Source organism: Rhizobium sp. SVR5-9E, assembly GCF_056755095.1.
This window is the reverse complement of sequence record NZ_JBNDHS010000067.1, coordinates 13,190-34,938: the sequence shown is the minus strand read 5'-3', so window position 1 is coordinate 34,938 and position 21,749 is coordinate 13,190. Positions and strand designations below refer to the sequence as shown.

18 protein-coding genes, 1 pseudogene and 1 riboswitch are annotated in these 21,749 nt (G+C 58.0%); of the genes and pseudogenes, 9 read left to right on the top strand and 10 right to left on the bottom strand.

Translation table 11 applies throughout. The features are described 5' to 3' along the window. Positions 1–458 (top strand): annotated as a pseudogene (locus ACPYOJ_RS24635) (hypothetical protein); the annotation flags it as partial. A 21-nt stretch (positions 459–479) separates the two neighbouring features. Here the strand turns inward: ACPYOJ_RS24635 and cysC are convergent. The 9 genes from cysC to ACPYOJ_RS24590 form a co-directional block, all read right to left on the bottom strand. Next, on the bottom strand, positions 480–2,372 hold the full coding sequence (cysC, locus tag ACPYOJ_RS24630; protein ID WP_481418583.1) for an adenylyl-sulfate kinase: 1,893 nt from the start codon (positions 2,370–2,372) through the stop codon (positions 480–482). After that, on the bottom strand, positions 2,372–3,274 hold the full coding sequence (gene cysD / locus ACPYOJ_RS24625; protein WP_481418582.1) for a sulfate adenylyltransferase subunit CysD: 903 nt from the start codon (positions 3,272–3,274) through the stop codon (positions 2,372–2,374). Before cysD ends, cysC begins: the two co-directional genes overlap by 1 nt. A gap of 10 nt (positions 3,275–3,284) precedes the next feature. After that, a complete protein-coding gene (locus ACPYOJ_RS24620) occupies positions 3,285–5,558 on the bottom strand; it encodes a GumC family protein (RefSeq protein WP_481418581.1) in 2,274 nt (757 codons plus the stop codon). Then, the gene (locus ACPYOJ_RS24615; protein ID WP_481418580.1) at positions 5,546–6,868 is read right to left on the bottom strand and encodes a glycosyltransferase family 4 protein; all 1,323 of its coding nucleotides are present in this window, start codon (positions 6,866–6,868) and stop codon (positions 5,546–5,548) included. The genes ACPYOJ_RS24620 and ACPYOJ_RS24615 overlap by 13 nt, the downstream gene beginning before the upstream one ends. 75 nt (positions 6,869–6,943) lie before the next feature. Continuing rightward, positions 6,944–9,061 carry a polysaccharide biosynthesis protein gene (locus ACPYOJ_RS24610; RefSeq protein ID WP_481418585.1) on the bottom strand — a complete coding sequence of 706 codons (2,118 nt, stop codon included), beginning with the start codon at positions 9,059–9,061 and terminating at the stop codon, positions 6,944–6,946. A gap of 557 nt (positions 9,062–9,618) precedes the next feature. Continuing rightward, entirely contained in the window at positions 9,619–10,578 is a 960-nt protein-coding gene (locus ACPYOJ_RS24605; protein ID WP_481418579.1) for a class I SAM-dependent methyltransferase, read from the bottom strand. Positions 10,579–10,680: 102 nt separating this feature from the next. Next, on the bottom strand, positions 10,681–11,289 hold the full coding sequence (locus ACPYOJ_RS24600; RefSeq protein WP_481418578.1) for a sugar transferase: 609 nt from the start codon (positions 11,287–11,289) through the stop codon (positions 10,681–10,683). Between the two features lie 14 nt (positions 11,290–11,303). Further along, a complete protein-coding gene (locus tag ACPYOJ_RS24595) occupies positions 11,304–12,155 on the bottom strand; it encodes an ATP-binding protein (protein ID WP_481418577.1) in 852 nt (283 codons plus the stop codon). A gap of 163 nt (positions 12,156–12,318) precedes the next feature. Next, positions 12,319–13,386 (bottom strand): glycosyltransferase, encoded by a 1,068-nt coding sequence (locus tag ACPYOJ_RS24590; protein ID WP_481418584.1) that lies wholly within the window; start codon positions 13,384–13,386, stop codon positions 12,319–12,321. A 241-nt stretch (positions 13,387–13,627) separates the two neighbouring features. Here ACPYOJ_RS24590 and ACPYOJ_RS24585 point away from each other — a divergent pair, with 241 nt between their 5' ends. From ACPYOJ_RS24585 to ACPYOJ_RS24575, 3 genes are all read left to right on the top strand, one after another. Further along, positions 13,628–14,542, top strand: coding sequence for a methionyl-tRNA formyltransferase (locus ACPYOJ_RS24585; RefSeq protein WP_481418576.1), 915 nt, complete (start codon positions 13,628–13,630; stop codon positions 14,540–14,542). A gap of 64 nt (positions 14,543–14,606) precedes the next feature. Continuing rightward, a complete protein-coding gene (locus tag ACPYOJ_RS24580) occupies positions 14,607–15,587 on the top strand; it encodes an ATP-grasp domain-containing protein (protein WP_481418575.1) in 981 nt (326 codons plus the stop codon). Further along, positions 15,580–16,284 carry an HAD family hydrolase gene (locus tag ACPYOJ_RS24575; protein ID WP_481418574.1) on the top strand — a complete coding sequence of 235 codons (705 nt, stop codon included), beginning with the start codon at positions 15,580–15,582 and terminating at the stop codon, positions 16,282–16,284. Before ACPYOJ_RS24580 ends, ACPYOJ_RS24575 begins: the two co-directional genes overlap by 8 nt. Before the next feature lie 4 nt (positions 16,285–16,288). Here ACPYOJ_RS24575 and ACPYOJ_RS24570 read toward each other — a convergent pair whose 3' ends face one another. Beyond that, a complete protein-coding gene (locus ACPYOJ_RS24570) occupies positions 16,289–17,263 on the bottom strand; it encodes an O-antigen ligase family protein (protein ID WP_481418573.1) in 975 nt (324 codons plus the stop codon). Positions 17,264–17,862: 599 nt separating this feature from the next. Here ACPYOJ_RS24570 and ACPYOJ_RS24565 point away from each other — a divergent pair. From ACPYOJ_RS24565 to ACPYOJ_RS24545, 5 genes are all read left to right on the top strand, one after another. Then, on the top strand, positions 17,863–18,339 hold the full coding sequence (locus ACPYOJ_RS24565) for a cupin domain-containing protein (protein WP_481418572.1): 477 nt from the start codon (positions 17,863–17,865) through the stop codon (positions 18,337–18,339). 151 nt (positions 18,340–18,490) lie between these two features. After that, a riboswitch (TPP riboswitch) is annotated at positions 18,491–18,587 on the top strand. A 53-nt stretch (positions 18,588–18,640) separates the two neighbouring features. Continuing rightward, a complete protein-coding gene (gene thiM / locus ACPYOJ_RS24560) occupies positions 18,641–19,444 on the top strand; it encodes a hydroxyethylthiazole kinase (RefSeq protein WP_481418571.1) in 804 nt (267 codons plus the stop codon). Next, positions 19,441–20,076, top strand: coding sequence for a thiamine phosphate synthase (thiE, locus tag ACPYOJ_RS24555; RefSeq protein WP_481418570.1), 636 nt, complete (start codon positions 19,441–19,443; stop codon positions 20,074–20,076). Before thiM ends, thiE begins: the two co-directional genes overlap by 4 nt. After that, positions 20,073–20,873, top strand: a complete 801-nt coding sequence (gene thiD / locus ACPYOJ_RS24550; protein WP_481418569.1) for a bifunctional hydroxymethylpyrimidine kinase/phosphomethylpyrimidine kinase — start codon at positions 20,073–20,075, stop codon at positions 20,871–20,873. The genes thiE and thiD overlap by 4 nt, the downstream gene beginning before the upstream one ends. Before the next feature lie 12 nt (positions 20,874–20,885). Further along, on the top strand, positions 20,886–21,650 hold the full coding sequence (locus tag ACPYOJ_RS24545; protein ID WP_481418568.1) for a 3-oxoacyl-ACP reductase: 765 nt from the start codon (positions 20,886–20,888) through the stop codon (positions 21,648–21,650). The last annotated feature ends 99 nt before the right edge of the window (positions 21,651–21,749 follow it).

The window sequence follows — 21,749 nt, the reverse complement described above, 5'->3', positions numbered from 1 at the left end:
ATTTGTTTCCGCGCGAGCGCCTCAACATCCTGCTGTTCGAAGACCTTCTTGGTGATCCTCAGGCACACCTGAATACCGTGCGCGATTTCCTCAACCTCAGCCGCCAGCAATCGGTTTTGCCGCTCTCAACCAAGGTCAAGGATCGCAACGAGCCGGTTGTCGGCCCTGCTTTGCGTCGGCTGGTAGGACCGTTCAAACCGGCGCTGGCGCCGTTTCGCCATATTCCGCTGATGCGACGGCTGCGCTCGGTCGTAGCGCGCTCGACGATGTACCCGCCATTGAAAGGCGATCTCAGGCAGCGAATGATCGACTTCTATGCGAGTGACACCGAAAAGCTTGGGACGTTGATGGACCGCGATCTCTCCGGTTGGCTCACGGGTGCGTCCACCCCGGAGGAAACAAGCCGTCGGTCGACGACACCATACGCAAGCTCGCCCGCGCCTGAACGCCGGGTATAAAGAGATAAAACTTTTAACGATCTACCGAGCTGCCAACTGGGTCAGATAGTCTTCAATTTCCAATGCGAGATCTTCAGCCTGCCGGCCGACTGTCTTCAGGTGAATATCCGCAGAAATGGGGTTCTCGTATGGTGAGCTAACTCCCGTGAAATTCTTAATTTCTCCGGCTAAAGCCTTACGATATAAGCCTTTTGGATCGCGCCGCACGCACTCTTCAATCGGCGTATCAACGAATATCTCGATGAATTCGCCCGGATTGAAGAGACCGCGCGCCATCGACCGCTCCGATCGAAACGGGGAAATAAACGAGACGAGAACGATCAGGCCGGCGTCGGCCATGAGCTTGGCGACCTCGGCCGCACGCCGGATATTCTCCACGCGGGCTTCTTGCGTGAACCCCAGATCGCGGTTCAAACCATGCCGAATGTTGTCGCCATCGAGAATGTAGGTATGCCTGCCTTGTGCATGAAGTAGTTTCTCCAGCATATTGGCGATGGTCGATTTGCCGGACCCCGACAACCCGGTAAACCACAGTACCCGCGGCTGCTGAAACTTGATCGCCGCGCGCGCGCTCTTGTCGATATCCAGCACCTGCCAGTGAATGTTTTGCGAACGCCACAACGTATGGTCAATCATACCCGCGCCCAGGGTCGCATTCGAAAAACGATCGATGAGCACGAAATTGCCGGTGTTTCGGTTGTCGTGGTAGGTGTCGAAGACAATGGGCGTTTGGGTCGAGATATTGCATACGCCGATTTCGTTCATTTGTAGCGAAGTGGCAGCATTATGCGCCAAGCTGTTGACATCAATTTTATATTTGAGCGCAGTTACAGTAGCGTCAGTCACGTCCGTCTCGGTTCTGCAAACATAACTGCGGCCCGGCAAAAGCGGCTTGTGGTCAAACCAGATCAAATGAGCCATGAACTGATCGGAGATGCAGGGCTGCGACTGCGGCGCCACGAGCATGTTTCCACGCGAAACCTCCACGCATTCGTCCAGGACAACGGTCACTGCCTGTCCCTTCCGCGCCAGGTCGACATAGTCGAACCCGTGAATGATCGACCGCACTTGCGCTGGTTGTCCCGACTTGGCGACAATCACCTTGTCGCCTACGGAAACAATCCCGCCAGCGATTTGGCCGCATAAACCACGAAATTCGGAACTCGCCCGATTGACCATCTGGATCGGAAAACGAAACGGGCCATCATCGCCGTCCGCTTCGCACTCCAGGTTGTCCAGGTAGGCGAGAAGGGGCTCGCCATCATACCATGGCATTTCCGCCGATCGAGTGACGACGTTGCCGCCATGGAGTGCTGAAACCGGAATGCAGTATGTGGTCGTGAAACCGAGCGGCTTGGCGAAGGCTTCGAAAGCTTCACAGATCGAGCGAAATGTCTCCTCGTCGTTGCCTACGACGTCCATCTTGTTAACCGCGAGCACGACATGCCGGACGCCAAGCAAAGCATTGATGAAGGTATGACGCCGGCTTTGCGGCAGCAGCCCTTTCCGGGCGTCGAGCAGGACAATTGCAACATCCGCATTGGATGCACCCGTTGCCATGTTGCGCGTGAATTCTTCATGACCGGGAGCGTCGATCAGGATGTATTTGCGTTTGCTGCTGGCAAAGAACCGGTAGGCAACATCAATCGTAATTCCCTGTTCGCGTTCAGCCTCCAAACCGTCCACCAGCAACGCCAAATCAAGCTTCCCCTCGCCAACCGTGCCAAAACGGGCACTGTCCCCTGTAAGGGTGGTGATCTGGTCGTCGGCAACAGAACTCGTGTCGAACAGAAGGCGGCCAAGGAGAGTTGACTTTCCGTCATCGACCGACCCGCAAGTCAATACCCGAAGACAAGAGCCCAGCGGTGCTTCGGCTTCTATTATCGTGCCTCGGCTTTCGACCTGGACTTCCATCAGAAATAACCCTCCTTTTTCTTCTTCTCCATTGATGCCGACTCATCATGGTCGATGGCGCGACCCTGACGCTCCGTCGTTCGGGCAACCAACGCTTCAAAGATGATCTCGGGGATTGTGCGAGCACTGGATTCGATCGCACCGGTGAGAGGATAGCAGCCGAGCGTTCTGAATCGGACAAGCCGCTCTTCGATGATCTCGTCGGGAAGGAGCGGCAGGCGCTCGTCATCAACCATGATGAGCATGCCGTTTCGATGGACCGTGGGACGCCTATCGGCGAGATAAAGCGAGACGATTTCGATATTTTCTTTCAGAATGTATTGCCACACATCGAGCTCTGTCCAATTGGACAACGGGAATACGCGGATCGATTCATTTTTATTGATGCGAGTATTGTATGTCCTCCACATTTCGGGGCGTTGCCTCTTCGGATCCCAGGAGTGGGAGGCATTTCTGAAAGAAAAGATCCGCTCCTTGGCGCGTGATATTTCCTCGTCCCGGCGAGCGCCTCCGAAGGCTGCATCAAAACCATATGTGTCGAGCGCCTCCCGAAGAGGCAAAGTCTTCATGACGTGCGTATAGGCGCTCGGGCTGTAGTCGAAAGGGTTGACGCCGTCTGCGACACCGCTTTCGTTGCGGTGCACGATGAGGTCCAGGCCGAGACGATGTGCGGTTCTGTCGCGAAAGGCGATCATCTCCTTGAACTTCCATGTCGTATCGATATGAAGGAGCGGAAAAGGGATCCGCCCCGGATGGAAGGCCTTCATCGCCAAGTGCAGAAGGACTGACGAGTCTTTACCGATCGAATAGAGCAGTACCGGGCGCGCGCACGTCGCGGCCACCTCCCGCAGGATATGGATCGATTCCGCTTCCAGTTGCTCCAAATACTCGGCTCTCACCATTTGATAGCCCTCAAGCCGTTGCACTGCGACCAAACGAAGTTTTCAACCGCTTCCACAGCCCGGGCCGACGCGGGTCGGCTAGCGGCCCCTTACCGGCTTCGGATGATATGGAAAACAGATTCAGAATGCCTCCGAGTATGAAGGGCTGGTTGACCAAGAGACGGTTCAGCGCGCCCACGAGCTTCCGCTCGGTTGTGCGTCCTGCCGCGGCTATAATCACGATTGAATCGACGTGGGCGGCGAGCCAAACAGCCCCTTCCTCAGCGTCCAAGCTGGGGGCGTCGATGATGACCAGATCGTACATTTTGCGCAGATAGGAGCAGAGCGGTTCTGCGTCGTCGGCTGTGAAGTTCGCGAAAACCACATCAAGCCTGGGATATGTCGGCGAGGCCGTGCTTGAGACGCATATATCCTGCGGATCCGCGAGCTTCGGTACCAAACGCGGCACGCTTAGTCCAAGAAGAGTCCCTGCTCCTTTCGCCGACGGATCAAAATCGACCAGAACCGTGCGAAGATTGCTCGCTGTCGCCGCCGCAGCCATTCCGAGGGCCACTGTGGTCTTACCCTCGCCCGTCGACGGCGAACAGAACATCACAATCTTCCCACCACTCGGCCGTCCGATCGTTCGCCATGCCAGACATAGATTCCGCATGGCCTTTGCAAAAGGCAAAGACGGGCCGTCGATAACATATTCGAATGAACTGGTCCCCTTGCCAAAGCGCCGCTTTATTCTCGGGACCGTCACCAAATTTGGCCGGGTCAAAATGTCTTCGACATCCCTTGGACGATACAAGCGATCATCGAGCGCATCGACAATGATAGCTGTCACAACGGCGAGGATGAGGGAGCCAATCGCTCCGGCAACTATGACAAGGGACGGTTTCGGAAACGCAGGGCTCGTCGGGACCTCCGCATAGGATGCGACCATAGCCGACCCTTTGTGCTCGCCGCGCTCTGGGTCCAGATCTCCAAGGCGAAGCACGACCTGATCGTAACGCTTTTGTTCAGCCAGCAAATCTCTCTCGAGTTCGCGTCTGCGAATTTCTGCAAGGCTCCGTTCCTGGATTTGCTTCTGTAGAGACGCGACCTCCGCACTGAATTTTGCTGCGCGAACGGCCGCGACCTCTGCGGTATTTCCCAATTCCTGAACAATTCGATCGGCTTCCTCCATCATCAGACGTTGATTGGCTTCGAGCTCGGCGTCGGCATCGGCGACCAATGGATGGTTCTTCGCAAACTTGGAGCTGAGCTGCGCCTTCAACCGCTCGAGACGTGATTGTTCGGTGCGAAGGCGATCCAGCGGTTCGGACGTTACGACGCGGACGACCGCTGCTATGTTGCCTGATGCAAGCTGCGTTTTCGCCTCCAGATATTTCGATCGCGCGGCTGTCTCATCAGCGCTCGCGACCGTGAATTGCTCATTAATCAACGCCATGCGCGACTTCAGGACATCATCCTTGGGATCGAAGGTCAGATCGCGATTGGCCGTAAACGCTGCTACCTGACGTTCCATCGCCGCTATGCGTCCGCCAAGTTCACTTGCCTGACCTCTCAGATAGTCAATCGTGTTCGTCGTTGCTTCATCCGTGAGCTTGGCAGTCCAATCGACATAATGCTGCGCAATGGCGTCGGCGATCGCCGCTGCCTTCAGCGGGCTTGTCTGCCGTGCTTGAATTGTCATCGCCAGACTGTCGCCCTTGCGGTCGACGGTATAGGATGCGAGGAGCGTGGTTATTGCCCGATCACGTTGGACGCTCGTAGAGATCAGCCGACTGCCGACCATCTCGGAGTCCTGCTTTGGGGCCAGGAATTTCGTCGCTGCATTCACAAGAAGGCTGATGCCTCCTTCATTCTCGTCATCGTGCTGCGGAAGATAGGTGTTGTAGTCAGGGTCGTTGATTAGATCGAGTGCGTCCACAACGGTTCCGACGAATACGCGCGATTTGATGACGTCCAGCTCCGTTTCCATGACGGACTTGTCACGCTCCTGGTTTCGAAGTTCCTCGACAGCCTCGTATGGACGAGCATCGTTTCGGTCGAACACGATGGCAGACGCCCCGATATAGACCTTTGTCATCAGAAGCGCGGCCAGGACCGTTAGAGTAAGTCCGGCCGTCAGGACAGAGCCGAAGAACCATTTGTGCCGCCGCACCATCTCAAGCAGATCGGACAATCCATAGCCGGAACGCGGCGGAGAAAGGCGCTGCTGAAAAGCTGCGGCATGATGGCTGCCGGTGACAGACTGCGAACCGACGCCAGGCGGAGTTACCTTTATCCTCTCCACGAAATGCCCCTCCCCATCCCACTTAGTCGTTGGCCCGTGGTCGTGCATGTCTCTGCCTGCCGCTGCCGGGAGCCGCGCGACGCCAGAGTCTGGCTTGGGCTTTTAGAATTTGAGAGGCCCATTCGATCGAGAAGTATTTCGTTGATCAGGTGAACATCAAACCGGCCACAGGCCAGCTCTCGGGAGTGGCGGCCCATTTCAGCGGCCAGTTCAAGGCGATCGGCAAGCGCCGACATGGCGTCAAAGAGGCTGTCCACGCTGCGTGGCGCGACGAGATAGCCGTTGACACCCGGCTCGACGGTATCCCTGCAACCCGCCAGGTCCGTGGTGATGATTGGACGCCCGACAGCCATCGCTTCCAAAGCGCTGCGAGGTATTCCCTCGCGATAATACGAGGGAAGGACAAATATGTTACATCGTGCAAGGAACGGACGAACGTCTTTGGTTTCGCCTAGATAATCTATGATGCCTTCACGGGCCCATTGCTGAACCTCTTGCAGCGATATTGCTGCCGGATTGGGGTCAACGGGACCAAGCAGCAGGAATTCCGCGTCAGGTCGCTGTCGCTTCAACCGGCGCGCCGCCTCGACATATTCAAAAACGCCTTTGTCCCTGATGAGACGCGCTACCATTAGGAAGACCGGCTTCTCGCGGGGGGGAGGCACGAAGGCGTAATGGTCGACATCCACCCCCGAGCCATCGACGTGGTGAATAATCGAAACGTCTTCCACCAGCGAATTTTCGATGATGTCGGCCCAATCGGCATCATTGTAAACAAAGACGGCTTTTGCGCCGGCGAACGCCCGGCGGTATAGCCAAACGCTCAACCGATGGATCGCTCGACCCTTCACGGTATCTAGACTAGCTTCCGAAAAAACGTGGCCCAGTCCTGTGACAAGGAAGCAGCGGCATGGCACCCCCGATATACGTGCGGCAATTCCACCATAGAGAATGGGTTTCATCGTATAGGGAACGATTACCTGCGGCCTGATCGTTTTCATGAGCCGTCTCAGATGGACGAGCGCCGCGATATCGCTGACCGGACTGAGGCTCGCACGAGCCATGGGTGTGTGCACGAACTCGACTCCGATTCTCGATAGGTCAGCCTTGACCTCCGGATCGTCCTCCGGCCCTGCAGCCGCGACGGCATGCCCGGCGCGGACCATGGATTTCAATAGTTCCAGACGAAAATTCGTTAATGAACGACTGTAGCTTGACAGCACCAAGATGCGTAAGCCGCGCTTCGGCTGCTGCAAAAGCAGCGAATTGGATTTCGGCATGGTGTCGGTTGGTGTTGCGTGCAAGTTCAACGCTATCTCCAGGCGAGACACCGATTGGCAAGTTTTCGAGGGGGCGATCAGCCGGCGCCCCGCCGACGATTGGTCCTACTGCAGCCGGGGTGCGCGACCCCGTTCAAACGGTCCAGCACGTCCTCCGTCAGCCTCAGTTACAAGAGCGGTAAGTAAGTCGTCCGGGAGATTGGCGTCGCGACCGCGTTCCTCGTTGCCGGCGCGCTCATTGTGCATCTCGGATAGAACCGCATCGCGGTATGCCGACCGTCGCCAATTGTATCCGGGAACCAGACTGCTTATGAGAGCGAGCACCATGGACGCATCGCCCAATTCGGCGAAGCGCTCCAACCGAGCGAAAGACGTGCGGAGTTTGGACAGCGGCACCGGCCGCGGCACGGCCCCGAAAACACCGGGTACGGGCGACGGAACCTGAGTGTCGTTGATGTCGAAAAGTTCCTCGTAGCACTTTTCGCCGGGACGCAACCCAATGACCTTGATCGCTATGTCCACGTCGGGAGTAAGACCCGCAAGCCTGATCATTCTGCGTGCGATATCAATGATCTTCACCGGTTTGCCCATATCCAGAACGAAGATCTCGCCCTTGCCGATATCGCCCTCGAGTCCGTAAGCGGAAGCTTGCAACGTCAGCTCCACCGCTTCCCGAACGGTCATAAAGAAGCGTGTCATGTCGGGATCGGTGACGGTCAACGGCCCTCCGTTGGCAATCTGCCTCTTGAACAGGGGGATGAGGGAGCCGCTCGAGCCAAGGACATTGCCGAAGCGAACAGTCATGTAGCGAGGGCCGCTTCCTCTCTCGATGCCTTCGAGGTCGAGCGCCTGGCAATAGAGCTCCGCAAGACGCTTGGTGCCCCCCATGACGCTTGTCGGATTGACCACCTTGTCCGTCGAAATCTGGACCATCGCCAGGGCGTCAACCTGGCGGGCGGCGTTCGCGACGTTCATTGTGCCTATCACATTCGTGAGTGCACCTTCGCACGGATTGATCTCAACCATGGGAACATGCTTGAGAGCAGCCGCATGAAAAACCAACTCCGGTCTATACTGCTCGAAGACTTCACTGACGCGGCTGACGCGCCGGACATTACACAGACATGCTGCCCGAGGCAGGCTCGGGAAGCGTTCGCCGAGTTCCAGGTCAATCGTATAGAGATTGTATTCGCAGTTCTCGACAAGAACGAGGAGCGACGGCTCACAAGCCGCGATCTGAAGCGTGAGCTCGGTCCCAATGGAGCCACCGGCGCCGGTGATGAGAACTCGGCGGCCGCGGATGAGCCGAAGGATAGCTTCCCTATCCAACGCAGTCTGTGGCCGTTCCAGCAGGTCCGTCAGCTCGATTGACTTGAGTTCGAACGTGTTTTCTCGTTTGGCTCTTTTCAACTCCGTCATCTGTGACAGACGGGAAACGGCGATACCCAACGCCTCAGCCTCTTTGATGAGCTTTTCGGACGCGTCTTCCCCGAAAACGGATGGCGCCTCTGTGAAAATGAGGTGGCGAGGGAATGAGTTGGACGGACGCAGAGCCGCGGCAATCTTCTGGAAATCCGCCAGGGTTCCTAAAATCGGTACCCCCCGCAACATCATCCCTTCGCACGCGCCGGTCGGCTCTATGATACCAACCGGGCGATGGATGCAGCTGCGATCCCGACTAACTGCACGGAGATAGAGATCTGCCGCATCACTTGCACCGACAAGCAGTGTCGGTATTTTTTTCTCCTGCTCGGACTGTCGCCTTAACCAGATATGATTATCCGGTGCGGACAGCTCGTTGATCCGAAAGCTCAGCCGCGATGCCGACAGGAACAGTGAAAGGAGGAGGGCCTCCAGCAACAGTGCCGTGCGTGGTACGTCCTGCAGCCTCGTCATGAAAAACAACACGCAGACCAGAAGGGCGGTGGTTATGAGGACCGCCCGTAGAATGGTCCAAAGATCCGATACTGAGCCGTATCGCCAATTGCGGCTGTAGAGGCCAGCCATGGGGAATGTGACAGCACAAATCGCCAGATATTGGGGACCGGCAAATAGCAGGCTATTGACCAATTCCGGCCGTGCTTCGACATCCTCCAAGCCGTAGCGCGCGATGAATGCGAAGGTCAGCGCGAAGCATGCCGAAAGGAGATCGGTCGCGAACAGACGGGGAGCCTGCCTGATCTTTCGAACTTGCGAACGGACCGTTTTCTTAGATGCAATCATCGCCGCGTTGAAAGCGTCTGATATGCCGCCTGAGATCGTCTTCCATGTCGCTAAAATGTCGTCTCGTCGAACGAGTAACCCGCGCCGATGGACTGAGATGACTTTGTCGCCGCGTTCCATCCATGCATCCTCTTGCAACTCCAACGCGCCCCCGCTGTAGCGATGCGGTAACATAAGCTTCGATGCTGTGCCTTTATTCCCCAGCATTGACAGAAAAACTCAAGGTTTCCGCAACGTTTTGCGACGGTTCGATCGGAGCCGAGAGTGATTTAGTGACGGTACATCACCTATTTTTTTTGTAAAGGCACATTATATTAATGCTATATGCAAGCATTATATGCGCAGATCGAGTAATTAGTTATAGTTAGACCGACTATATATTAAATATTGGCGAGTCTGTTATATTTCAATCATTAGGAGATTATCTTCGCCCACACGCCCCGCCTTCATCAATGATTGCGCGTTTGGATGAGAACGTACCCGTTATGCGAGTACTTCTTTCCGAGGCGGTAGCCGCCCAGGCTACTCTTCAGAATGCGCGTCGGAGCCGCCTCACATCACCCGTGGTGACGTTGCGCGCCCTTGTAATGCTTTACAATGTGTGAGGGCGGCAGTGTTCGGTCTGATTTGCTGCCATAGAAGAAGACACCGCTTGCGCCATCCTCGGCATAGGGCGCAGGTATGAGCCGGTCCAGATATTGCATCCAGAAAAAGGCGAGCTTGGCAACCTTCCCGGCGGTAACGGAACGAAACAGGCTACGGACGAGATAATCTACGGACCACATGAACTGGATTCCGGGACCGCCGTTCGCTCCCGAGTCCAACCTTTCGAAGCGGCGAAAGAGATAGCGATGCCCGCTCTCGGTGAACCTTGTGAAGTCGAACGCGCCCTCGTGGACCTGCTGCATGAACGGGGTTTCGGCATAAACCAGGCCTTGGGGTCGCAATACGCGCCATATTTCAGCGACCACCTGGTTGGGTTGAAGGACGTGCTCGAGAACGGCTTGAACGATGGCTGCGTCGAAGAACTCATCCGGAAGCGGAATATGATGGGCATCCGCAACGAACTGTACGTTTGGCGTCGCGTAAATATCAAAGCTGTAAACGCGAATATCAGGATGCTCGTAAATCGGGTCCATCCCCTGCCCCACACTGCCGCCGCCAACAATCAGGAGCCGGACTGGTGGCGTTCTTCTTCCCAGATCGGCAATCAGACGTTTGACGTTGTTCCGAGTGCCTGCTTTCTGCGGTGAAAGAAGCCGCTTGATGCGAGCTTTCGCCCCATGATGTTTCTGGCGCGAGATCGGGCTATTGGCGTTGGCGGCGAATACCTCTTCTTCGACGAGCACGGAATCGGAAAAGTCGATCAGAATGGGTCTCCCCGCCACGATCTTGTAGTCTTTTTGGCTTTCAGGCGCCCCTTCAGTGCGTAGCGAATTCTCGCCGCTTCTGATCAATCTGGATCGGGTGACCGGGCAACGCAACGCGGGAAGACACTCTTCGACGGAAATCAGCATACCAACTCTCCCTGCCTCGAAGGTGGGTGCCTCCCGATTTCCCGCCTTCGCCGCCATCAACTCTTCACATTGGAGTTGCCGTCGGGCTCCAAACTGTCCCTCTCAAAAGTGGCGGACCTCGCGGTTCATCGCGGCAGACACCGCCTGCGCAAGGTGCTTTTCGTTGCGCTTCTCGCCGCACACCATAACTAGGCCGGTCTTGGCGATTATCAGTATGTCAGTGAGAAAATTTCGATGTTCGATGTACCAGAGATCCAGGTTCACCTTTTCATCGTCAGTGAGCTTGGCGTTTCCATTGACCTGTGCCCAGCCGGTCAGTCCGGGTTTAACCGAACAGCGCGCCAGTCCACGCTCGCCAAGGACCTCTATCTTATCCGGCAGGATTGGTCGTGGTCCTATGATACTCATCTCGCCCATCAAAACATTCCATAATTCCGGCAGCTCATCCAGCCGTGACCGACGCAGGACATGGCCGAATTTTCCCGTTCGCTCGGCATCGTTCAGAAGCCTTCCGTCGCGATTTCTCGCGGCATTCATTGACCGGAACTTAATCATCCTGAATGGCCGCCGCTCTTTCCCAGCTCTTTCCTGGCTGAAGATGACAGGAGAACCGAGAATGATCCTTACGGCCACGCCGAGCAGTAAGAGGATCGGCAAGGCCACGAGTCCGACGGTAATCGCGAACAGCACATCGAAGAGCCGTTTCAACATTTACCGTACCCCCTTTAAGGCCGAGACCGCAGTATCTGACGCTCGATTTCGGATCCGCCGCCAATCCGTTTCAAAATTTGAAAAGTGCCGGGTGGTAACAACTCGAAGAGCGTTCCGGCATTCCGTCGAGCGCTATTCGTTCGCGTCACGAGGAGAAGCGCCCCGGGGCCGCGCAGATAGGACCGGATGTTGGCAACCGCTTCATTGATCTGCCGTTCGCCAAAATAATTCAGATTAAGGATATTTGCCGCGCGGATAAAATCGAAGCGACCGGCAAACGCCGGCGCCCGCTTCATGATGTCGTTCTCCACGAAAAGGATGTCGCCGTCATTCGACAGCAGCCGCGTTGTCATCTGCACGACCTCGCTGCTGCCTGAGGCGATCAAAGCTCTTGCCCGAGCTCGCAACAGCCACCGGGCGAGCAGCCTTGGCACGAACGCCAACGTGACATAGTCGAGGCGGCGTATCCAGGGCCGGACAACGATCCCCCGGAAATCATACTGAAGAGGCCATCCTTCCGAATCTGCAAGCACGGTGAGTTGGGGCCAAGCGTGAACAATATGAGCGTTAATGAAGAGGTCGGTTGCTATTACTTTAGCGGAGGCGCCATTGCTCCGCAGAAAATTGGCGAATTCGACCGTCGTCACACCAGTTGACACCCCTATATCCAGAACTTCTCGCAGCGACCCCGACCGCTCCTTCACGAAAGGCTGAATAACCCGTTCGAGTTCGCTGAAACGGCAGGGCTGAGTGAACTTGAATGTACCGTTGCGCATCTTGAGCGCGGAAAAGAAGGCCGACTCCGCGGCTGGATCACAAGCTGAGGCTCCCTCTTTGGAAAAAAACTCGGTTGCTCTGAGCACCATGCATCTCCCGGCGAGTCGACGGTGAGCGCAGCCATGTCAGGGATCAAATTTTAGTATTTGAAGTTTGCGTAGTCGCATCCATCCGGCGGCGCCTAATGAATATTGCGCAAAAAGATGGAATGATCCAGATGACGATCTCGGACTATCTAATAGTCCGAAAGTATTACATAGCTGTTGATTCTCGATCACCGGTTGTTTTTCCTGAGTTCAGGAAATCGGCGTATTTCCGGACAACGACTTCCAACGCGTATTCTTCCTCGATGCGGCGCCGCGCGGCGCCAGCATATTCAACATAACGAGCCGGGCCGCTGTCGAGAAGCTTTTGTATCCCCGCGGCCAAGGCTGCGGGATCTCTGGGTGGTACCGCCAGTCCGCCGTCACCGATGAGGCTTGCAGCGTCACCGACGTCAGTAGTGACGACGGGCAGCCCATAGCTCATCGCCTCGGCTAGGACATTCGGGAAACCCTCGGTGCGCGAAGAAAGCGCGAGGATGTCTATCGATTGATAGAAGCCGGCCATATCCTCGATCTCGTCCAACAGCTCAACGCTCTGGCGCGGCAGGCCCGCGGCCGAGATCATCTGGGTGACGGCGGGATTTTGCCAGGAAAGTCCGCTTCCGGCAGCGACGAATGTGAGTTCGGGATGCGTTTGAAGGAGAAGGGCCGCTGCGCCGAAGAACGTCAAATGGTCCTTCTGCGGATGAAACCGCGCTGCAATGCCGATCCGCTTAGCCGTTCGTGGCCGAAGGCTGGGAAGCTGCGGCAGCTCAAAACCATTGGGTATGACAACGGCATTGCGCGTCTGGTAACCGGCTGCTGTGTGCATCCGCAGTGCTCTGGCTGAATTAAAGATAAATCCGGTAGGATGCCAGGACAGCCATTTTGCCATCGTCACAGCCACGCGTGAACTCCGCGTCATCGATGCCCAATCATCCAGCGACTGCCGGACGTTCCAGATGACGGGAGTGCCCGTGCGAGCCGTTAACGCCGAAAGCGTGCCGATGATCATCGCATGGTACATCCAGCACACGATGACACGCGGTCTCTCCCGCTTGATCAATTTTGCAAGTTTGAACGTAGCATTCGCCAGAGAAGTCAATCTCGTGGCTTTGAGCGCGACGTATTCGACGCGAGGATTGGCGGAGATCCTCAGGTTGCGTTCCGAGATTCCGATGAGTGATACAACCAGTATCCGCGTATCGTCTGACGAATGCAGCAGCCGCGCGAGCATGGTTTCGGCGCCCGCATGTGCGGTGAAGTTAGTGATGACATGCACGACATCTGCCCTGGCCACGATGCTCCTCCAGGTACCGGCAAGGCGGCACACTGCAACGCCTCTGGACAGCCGTTGCACACTCGTGTTTTTATAGGTTCAAAATGGATTTCCGTGAAGCCTCGCCTTTCTTGATACAATGCCACCGGGGTCTTGTCGCCTCGCTGGGTACAAGTCGATGTAATCCCGGGATTGCCGAATGCGGATCGTATTCGTCGGAGCTGTGGAAGGTTCCAGAGTCGCCCTGGCAGCGCTTTTAGCCTCGGGGTGCTCGCCCGCCCTCGTGATTACCCTGCCGCTCACCGCTGCTCAACGGCATTCGGACTTTGCCGATATTGCTTCGATGGCGGCCGCAGAAAACATTCCAGTCTGCTATACCACCGACATAAATTCCGCCGAGACTCTCGCGAGGATTGCCAGCGCCGATCCGGACATCATCCTAGTCATCGGATGGTCCCAGATATGCCGTCGCCCATTCCGCGAACTAGCCCGCATCGGCAGCATTGGCTTCCACCCGGCCGCCCTTCCCCAGCTGAGGGGACGCGGCGTCATTGCGTGGACCATTCTTCGCGGAGAGCAGACGGCGGGATCGACGCTTTTCTGGCTCGATGACGGTGTGGATTCCGGGCCGATCCTGCTGCAGCGGATTTTCGATGTGGCCCATAACGAGACAGCCCGCAGCCTTTACTCGAAGCAAATGCTGAACGTTCGGGAAATGGTCCCCCAAGCCGTCAAAATGATTGAAGCCGGCAGTGCGCCGGGGATCCCGCAAGATGAAACCCAGGCTTCTTATTGCGCGAGGCGCCGGCCTGAGGACGGCTTGATCGATTGGCGTCTGCCCGCAAGCTATATTGTGCGGTTCATACGGGCAGTAGGAGATCCCTATCCTGGCGCCTTTACGCATAGCGGAGGCAAGAGAATTTACATAGACGCGGCCGAGCTATTCCCCCACCCGGATCGATATATCGGCCTTCCCGGACAGATCCAAGCGGTGAGCGACTGCGGGTTCCTCGTCATGTGTGGCGACGGCAGGTGTATAGACGTCAACAGCTGGCGGCCCCGTAAACCCCGGCCGCCGATGCACAGTCACCTGCGGCGCGTCCTCTCTGCTTGAACGAAATCAGCAGTCGTCATTCTGCCGAAGCGCCGAAGGCACGGATGATTGAAGGGATATGCCAATGACGTCGGGAGCGATCAGCATCCTGATCTCGTCCGCTGGCCGAAGGGTCGCGCTCATTGAGTGCTTTCGAAAGGCAGCGAAAGAAATGGGAATCTCGCTGAGGGTCGTCGCGTCCGACCTCGAACCCGACATGAGTGCTGCCTGCCGCTCTGCCGATGCGCGATATGCAGTTCCGGCTGTCGGCGACGCCGGGTTCGTTCCTGCTTTGCAGGAGATAGCATCCCGCGAGCACATTCATCTCGTTATTCCCACGATCGACCCAGAACTCCTGCCGCTCGCCTATGCGTTCGAGGATTTCGCGGCCTTCGGCTGCCGCGTTCATGTGAGCCCCCCGGCGGTGATCGACATCGTTCGCGACAAACTCACGACGATAGCCGTGCTCGGGGCGGCCGGCGTCCCCGTTCCCCGTACCGTTGCGCTTGAAGACTTCGTCGCGGCCGGCGAATGGTCATGGCCGATCTTTATGAAGCCGAGGTCCGGAAGCGCCAGCCGGGCGATCAGGATTGTTGCCTCACCCGATGAGCTGCCCGCCAAGGTCAGCGAGCCCATGATTGCGCAGGAAAACCTCACGGGCCCGGAATACACGGTCAACGCCTTCATCGATGCTCGCGGCAGCTTGCAAACGGTGATCACACATCGCCGCATTCGCATCAGGGCCGGCGAGGTTGAAAAAGGCATCACCGAACGCCATCCGGAACATGCCGTCATCGCTCACGGTATCGTTGGGGCTCTGCCGGAACTGAGAGGCGTGTTCTGCTTTCAAATCATCGATGATGCAGCCCTGGGGCCGAAGGTCATCGAGATTAACGCGCGTTTCGGAGGCGGCTATCCACTGGCCGATTATGCCGGAGCACGATTTGCCAAATGGCTGCTTGAGGAAGTCTCGGGCCTGCCACCGAGCTGTCATAATGATTGGCGGGCCGGCGCGCTGATGCTGCGTTACGACCAAGCGATCTTTGTGGATGGCGCAGATGAGTGAGACACACGCCGTCCTCGTTTTTGATCTGGATGACACGCTCTATCTCGAAAGCGAATTCGCAAGGAGCGGGTTTGAGACAGCGGCCGCGTGGCTGGAGCAGGAGGTGGGAGTCACGAACTTTGCCGATTACTGCCACGCGATCTTCGCTGCAGGCAGGCGTTCACGCGTGTTCGACGAGGCACTTGCCGCTGCGGGCGTGGCCTGCGATCAGTCGCTCGTCGACAAAATGGTCGAGGTCTACCGGCACCATCTTCCCCGCATCGCCCTCGCCCCTGATGCACGGCAATATCTTTGCAATCCCGCACGGAGTGGTCGGACTGCCCTCATAACCGATGGCTATGTCGCAACACAAATGGCAAAGGTCAACGCGCTGAAGCTTGAGGAGTTTATTGACCATATCATCTATACGGACGCTTGGGGCCGCGAGTTCTGGAAGCCGCATCCAAGAGCGTTCGAAGCCGTGCAGGAATGGTCCGGCGTGCCGCCCTCGGATCTGGTTTACATCGCCGATAATCCGTCAAAGGATTTTATCGCCCCAAGGCAGCTGGGTTGGTGGACGATCCAGATTGCGCGCGTGGGGCGCATCCATATGCGGGAACACTCGATTCCCGACCATGGGGCCCATGCGGTGATCTCAAGTCTCCTCGATCTCGATACATGCCTTGCAGCGCTCCGCGCTCGTCGCGACGAGCGCTAAGGGACTAAGCATCCTCCGACTGCCTGACGAAGGCGTGCGCCAGAACGGCAGGTATAAGCAGCGGAACCGGCCAGAAGCGTCCATACATGTGCGGCATCCCATTCGCCATCGCCAAAAGCGCCGCGAGTGTCGCGAAGATACAAATCGCGTACCGAAGGCCGCCCTTCAGTCGCGCCGCGCTGATTGCCGGTCCGATGACGCTCAGGCACATCGCGACGAAGCCGAGCGCAGCGATCAAACCACCTTCCGTCCAGAGAAGCAGATAAACATTATGCACCGGCTGCCCGATGAAACTGAATTCTCTGTACTGGTCCGCTCCGAAACCCAGCAGGAGCGTCTCGCTCAGGTGACCGGACGCCTCCTGCATGAGTTGAATGCGATAGCCGAATGTTCCCGCCTGAGTGATATCTCCCGTCTCAACGGCGCTCAGCACGCGCCTTTGGAAAACTGTCGGCAGATAGTCATGCATCTGTGTTTCCACGATCAGTGGCACGCCGAGGCAGAACACTGCGGCAAGCACAGCCCTTCTCCACGTCAGATTGAACAAAAGGTAGATGCCGATGCCGATGCCGAAGCCAAGAAGTCCCGTGTTCGAGCCGGTCAGGAGAAGGCCATATGCCAGGAGGGCGAACGCAACGAACGCGACAAGCCTGTTGATCTTGCCCAACGACACGAGCAGGAACAGGATTGGGACCGCCAGTGCGATTACGGCGGCGCATTCGTTCTCCCTCTCCATGAAACCGCTGAAACGCCCGTTTCCGCTGACGAATTGCGTATTCTTCGCTCCTACGACGTGAATGAGATAGATGCCTTGAAGGCAAATGGTGACTATCGAAAGAACGTAGAGTTTCGCGGCGGTGACGAGTTCTTCGTAGGACCTTCCCCCCAACACGAGCAGTATGATGAAATAGGCATAAAAATATTGCAGAACGACGATAAGCCCGCGATCCGGCGCTGGGCTTGCGATGCTGCTTGCCATCAGTCCTAGAAGCAGCAAAGCAAGCCCGAAGCACCAAACCGCTGTACTCTGTCTGCCGAGGGAATCGATCGCGATATGCCCGTTTATGGCGGCAAACGAGAAGCAAACCAGGAAAGCCAGGTCAGCGACGGTGAAATATACGTAATCAGTTCGGAAGTAATTCATCGAGCAGAAAAATATCGCCGCGAAAAATGCATATGACTCGATAGACCGGGAGAATGACGCGCCTGTAGGCTGCTCGTGAGCATATGTGGGCTCACTGAGTTCGCCAGCCGATGTAACATCATTTGAGTTCATCGCTAACTCCTCCGCCGTCCAGACTATTCTAAATTACCTGAGAGCGAAGTATCGTCACCTAATCGGGTTAGCCCCGATCACTTCCGAAAAATGTCAGAACGCCATTCCCTGTGAGGTTGACACGCGGCGCATCAATGCATGTACCATTAAGCACAAGTTGCGAGACGCAGGCTTCACGGCCTTTAAGCAAGCCGGAGAGGGCCACCACGTGCTAGCCCAGCAGGGCATCTCCGCCTTGGTGCCTGGCTAGGCCTCTTGTTTCGCGTCATTGGAGCCTGTTTTCATAACACGGAGAGAAGAATATGTCGCATGACCACGAGCACGGACCTATCGACTGGCGCGAACAGGGGGTGAAGGTGATTCCGGGTAATTCGCTCGATCCGAATACGGCGCAGACACCCGGCATGAACCGCGCGGCCGCGGTCAACCAAGCGCGTGCCGGTGCGGAAAAAATCTGGGCCGGAACGGTGACAATTCATGCCAATGCCAAAACAGGCCCGCACCATCACGGCGATCTCGAGAGCATTATCTATGTCGTCAAAGGCAAGGCGCGGATGCGCTGGGGCGAGAATCTCGAGTTCGTCGCAGAGGCCGGCCCCGGCGATTTCATCTACGTCCCGCCTTATGTTCCGCATCAGGAAATCAACGCCAGCCGCGATGACATGCTCGAGTGCGTGATTGTCCGCTCCGGCCAGGAGCCCATCGTCGTGAATCTGGACATCGAGCCTGCGGAAAAGCCCGAAGAGGTGCGCTGGATAGACCCTGTTCACAGAACCTGAATGTATCGGGCTCTCTCGCAACCGGACTACGCAGCCAGCGCTTCCGTCAATCCGACAGCCCTGGGCCATATTGGTGCCGGCTCCACGTTCACAGAGCAGGCATGCACATTTTCGAGGTGACAGCCGGGCGTTTGTCTGCGATGAAGATCGCAGTGAGAGACAGGGGCGTTCGTTGCAAGACGGGCTGAGAAGCACCCTTCGAACCTGAACCGGATCATGCCGGCGGAGGGAGTCGCTCGGAGCCCCTTTCTTCTTGTTGGCCAGGCTCCACGCGTCTTTGCCCCGTCGGAAAAGGGGCAAAATGCAGACACAAAACTCGCCTGGAAAACTCCTTGCAGCAATGCGCGCTTCGGCGCCGCTCGTTCATTGCATCACCAACTATGTCGCGATGAATATCGCGGCCAACGTTGTGCTCGCCGCAGGCGCCTCCCCCGCCATGGTCCATGCCGAAGAGGAAGCCGGCGAGTTTGCCGCGATCGCCGGCGCGCTGACCATCAACATCGGAACGCTGTCCGCGAATTGGCTGAAGGGTATGCAAAATGCGGCCAGATCGGCGGTAGCAAACGGCAAGCCTTGGGTTCTCGATCCGGTTGCCCATTATGCAACCGGTTTCCGCCGGCAAGCCGTGGCGCTGCTTCTGGACCTGAAGCCGGCGATCATTCGAGGTAACGCGTCGGAGATCATCGCGCTCGGCGGCGGCGAGAGCCGCGGCCAGGGCGTCGACAGCCGTGACCCGGTCGAGCAGGCGGAAGAGGCCGCGCGCAGCCTCGCCAGACAATACGGCAGCGTAGTAGCCGTCACCGGAGCGGTCGATTTCGTCACCGATGGAACGAGGGCCTGTCGAATTGCGGGCGGATCGCCACTGATGCCACAAGTTACGGCTCTCGGCTGCTCGCTGACCTGCCTCGTCGGGGCCTTCGCCGCGACGGTCCCTGATGAACCTTTCGACGCCACCGTGGCGGCGCTCGCCAGTTTTGCGGTCGCAGGCGAAAAGGCTGCAGCCCGGGCGGACGGTCCGGGCTCTTTCGGATGGCGTTTCCTTGACGCGCTTGCTGGGTTGGACGCTGCGACGCTTGATGCGGAAGCGCGGGTGACGGCGGCATGAAGCGCTTCGATCTTTCTCTCTATCTCGTTCTCGATCGAGACCTTTGCGCCGGCATCGGCATGGTCGAAACGGCCCGCGCCGCAGTTTCCGGAGGGGCGACCATCGTACAGCTTCGGGACAAACATGCCGCTACGGCAAGCATGATCGAGACCGGCAGGGCACTGAAAGCGGCGCTTACCGGAACGGGCGCGCTTTTGATCGTCAACGACGACGTCGAAGCCGCAATTGCGATCGGTGCGGATGGACTGCATGTCGGCCAGAACGACATGCACGCCCGCAACGCCCGTGAGCGCATTGGCCCATCGATGATCCTTGGTCTTTCGGTCGAAACCGAAGAGCTGGCGGCGGCCGTCGATCCCGCGATCATCGACTACGCCGGCATAGGCCCTGTCTTCGCCACATCGACCAAGCCGGATCACGAGCCGCCGATCGGCATCGACGGATTGGCGGCGCTGGTGAAAGCCTGCCCCGTACCGGCAGTCGCGATCGGCGGCCTCAAGGCGAGCCATACCGGTCCGGTCCTTGCGGCAGGGGCCAAGGGCCTCGCGGTGGTTTCCGCCATCTGTGGGATGCCCGATCCGCGGCAAGCCGCTGCCGGCATTGCCGAAGCCATCAGAAAGGCAGGCGCATGATCTACAACGTTCTTTCCATCGCCGGCTCCGACCCTTCGGGCGGCGCAGGCATCCAGGCTGATCTCAAGGCCTTTTCTGCGCGAGGTACCTACGGCATGGCCGTTCTGACGGCGTTGACGGCGCAGAATACGCGCGGCGTTTCCGGCGTCCATCTCGTCCCGCCCGAATTCGTCGCCGAACAGATCCGCATGGTCTTCGCCGATGTCCGCGTCGATGCTGTCAAGATCGGCATGATTGCCAATGCGCCGATTGCCGAAGCTGTCGCCGATGCGCTTTCGCCGCACCGCGGCGTTCCCGTTGTCCTCGATCCGGTGATGATCGCCAAGGGAGGTGCGGCCCTGCTCGACGTTACGGCGATCGACGTCCTCAAGAGCCGCCTTCTGCCGCTCGCAACGCTGCTCACCCCCAATCTGCCTGAAGCGGCAGCCCTTCTTGGAGAGAGGCCGGCCGAAACCCGTGAGGCCATGGCGCTGCAAGCGGAAAGGCTTCGCGCCCTCGGCCCCGCTGCCGTTCTCGTCAAAGGCGGACATCTTGAGGGCGCGGAGAGCCCCGATGTGCTCGCGAGCGAAAACGGCATCACCTGGTACGAGGCATCGCGGGTCCCTACGAAGAACACCCACGGCACCGGCTGCACGCTGTCGAGCGCGCTTGCCGCCGAACTGGCAAAGGGTGCACTGCTGAAAAATGCCGTGACCACGGCCAAGCACTACCTGGCTGAGGCCGTTGCTTCGGCAGATTCGCTTAGCGTCGGCGAGGGTCACGGTCCGGTTCAGCATTTTCATCAGCTCTGGAAGTAAAAGGATATTCAAATGAGCCTGCCGATCAGCGAGCAGACAGTCATCGTCACCGGCGCCGGACGCGGCTTCGGTGCCGCAATCGCAACGGCTTTCATTCGCGAAGGCGCAAAGGTTGCCGTCAATTATCGCGCCAGCGGAAAGGAAGCCGAGACGCTTGCCTTGAAGCTTGGCAGCCGGGCGAGAGCATTCCAGGCGGATGTCCGCGATGCCTGCCAGGTGAAACAGCTCGTAGACGACGTCACTGCGGCCTTCGGCGCGCCGACGACGATCGTTCACAACGCACTCGCGGACTTCAGCTTCAACGGCGATGCCCGCCCCAAACTCGACCAGATCACCTGGGAGGGGATGACCTCGCAGCTCGACACCGCGGTGAAAGGCGCGTTGAACCTCATTCAGGCCGCCCGTCCAGCGATGGCTGCCGCGGGCTTCGGCCGCCTTGTCACGATCGGCACCAACCTCTTCCAGAACCCGGTAGTACCCTATCATGACTACACGGCCGCCAAGGGCGCATTGCTTTCGCTGACGCGGACGGCGGCGGCTGAGCTCGGACCGCTCGGCATCACGGTGAACATGGTTTCCGGGGGGCTGTTGCGCACAACGGATGCAAGCAGTGCCACCCCTGGGGCCGTCTTCGATCTGATCGCAGCGAGCACGCCGCTTCGCCGCGTCACGACACCGGAAGAAGCGGCCGATGCGGTCCTTTTCTTCGCAAGCCCCTGGGCACGCGCCGTAACCGGCCAAAACCTCATCGTCGACGGTGGACTTGTCTTCGGCTAGAGCGCCTGCATACCGCCGGTCTCGCACTCTTGCTTGAGAGGACGCCGATCTTCCGGCGCGGCGCCAATTGGGCGGCGCGCTGAACCCGCTGGCTTCCAA

Excerpts from the sequence above, each read along its gene's own strand:
- ACPYOJ_RS24545 (WP_481418568.1), top strand. The coding sequence starts at position 20,886 with ATGAGCCTGCCGATCAGCGAGCAGACAGTCATCGTCACCGGCGCCGGA.
- ACPYOJ_RS24585 (WP_481418576.1), top strand. The coding sequence starts at position 13,628 with ATGCGGATCGTATTCGTCGGAGCTGTGGAAGGTTCCAGAGTCGCCCTG.
- ACPYOJ_RS24570 (WP_481418573.1), bottom strand. The coding sequence starts at position 17,263 with ATGGCAAGCAGCATCGCAAGCCCAGCGCCGGATCGCGGGCTTATCGTC.
- cysD (WP_481418582.1), bottom strand. The coding sequence starts at position 3,274 with ATGGTGAGAGCCGAGTATTTGGAGCAACTGGAAGCGGAATCGATCCAT.
- ACPYOJ_RS24605 (WP_481418579.1), bottom strand. The coding sequence starts at position 10,578 with ATGCTGATTTCCGTCGAAGAGTGTCTTCCCGCGTTGCGTTGCCCGGTC.
- thiM (WP_481418571.1), top strand. The coding sequence starts at position 18,641 with ATGCAGACACAAAACTCGCCTGGAAAACTCCTTGCAGCAATGCGCGCT.
- ACPYOJ_RS24565 (WP_481418572.1), top strand. The coding sequence starts at position 17,863 with ATGTCGCATGACCACGAGCACGGACCTATCGACTGGCGCGAACAGGGG.
- cysC (WP_481418583.1), bottom strand. The coding sequence starts at position 2,372 with ATGGAAGTCCAGGTCGAAAGCCGAGGCACGATAATAGAAGCCGAAGCA.
- ACPYOJ_RS24610 (WP_481418585.1), bottom strand. The coding sequence starts at position 9,061 with ATGATTGCATCTAAGAAAACGGTCCGTTCGCAAGTTCGAAAGATCAGG.
- thiD (WP_481418569.1), top strand. The coding sequence starts at position 20,073 with ATGATCTACAACGTTCTTTCCATCGCCGGCTCCGACCCTTCGGGCGGC.
- ACPYOJ_RS24575 (WP_481418574.1), top strand. The coding sequence starts at position 15,580 with ATGAGTGAGACACACGCCGTCCTCGTTTTTGATCTGGATGACACGCTC.
- ACPYOJ_RS24600 (WP_481418578.1), bottom strand. The coding sequence starts at position 11,289 with ATGTTGAAACGGCTCTTCGATGTGCTGTTCGCGATTACCGTCGGACTC.
- thiE (WP_481418570.1), top strand. The coding sequence starts at position 19,441 with ATGAAGCGCTTCGATCTTTCTCTCTATCTCGTTCTCGATCGAGACCTT.
- ACPYOJ_RS24590 (WP_481418584.1), bottom strand. The coding sequence starts at position 13,386 with ATGCTCGCGCGGCTGCTGCATTCGTCAGACGATACGCGGATACTGGTT.
- ACPYOJ_RS24580 (WP_481418575.1), top strand. The coding sequence starts at position 14,607 with ATGACGTCGGGAGCGATCAGCATCCTGATCTCGTCCGCTGGCCGAAGG.
- ACPYOJ_RS24595 (WP_481418577.1), bottom strand. The coding sequence starts at position 12,155 with ATGGTGCTCAGAGCAACCGAGTTTTTTTCCAAAGAGGGAGCCTCAGCT.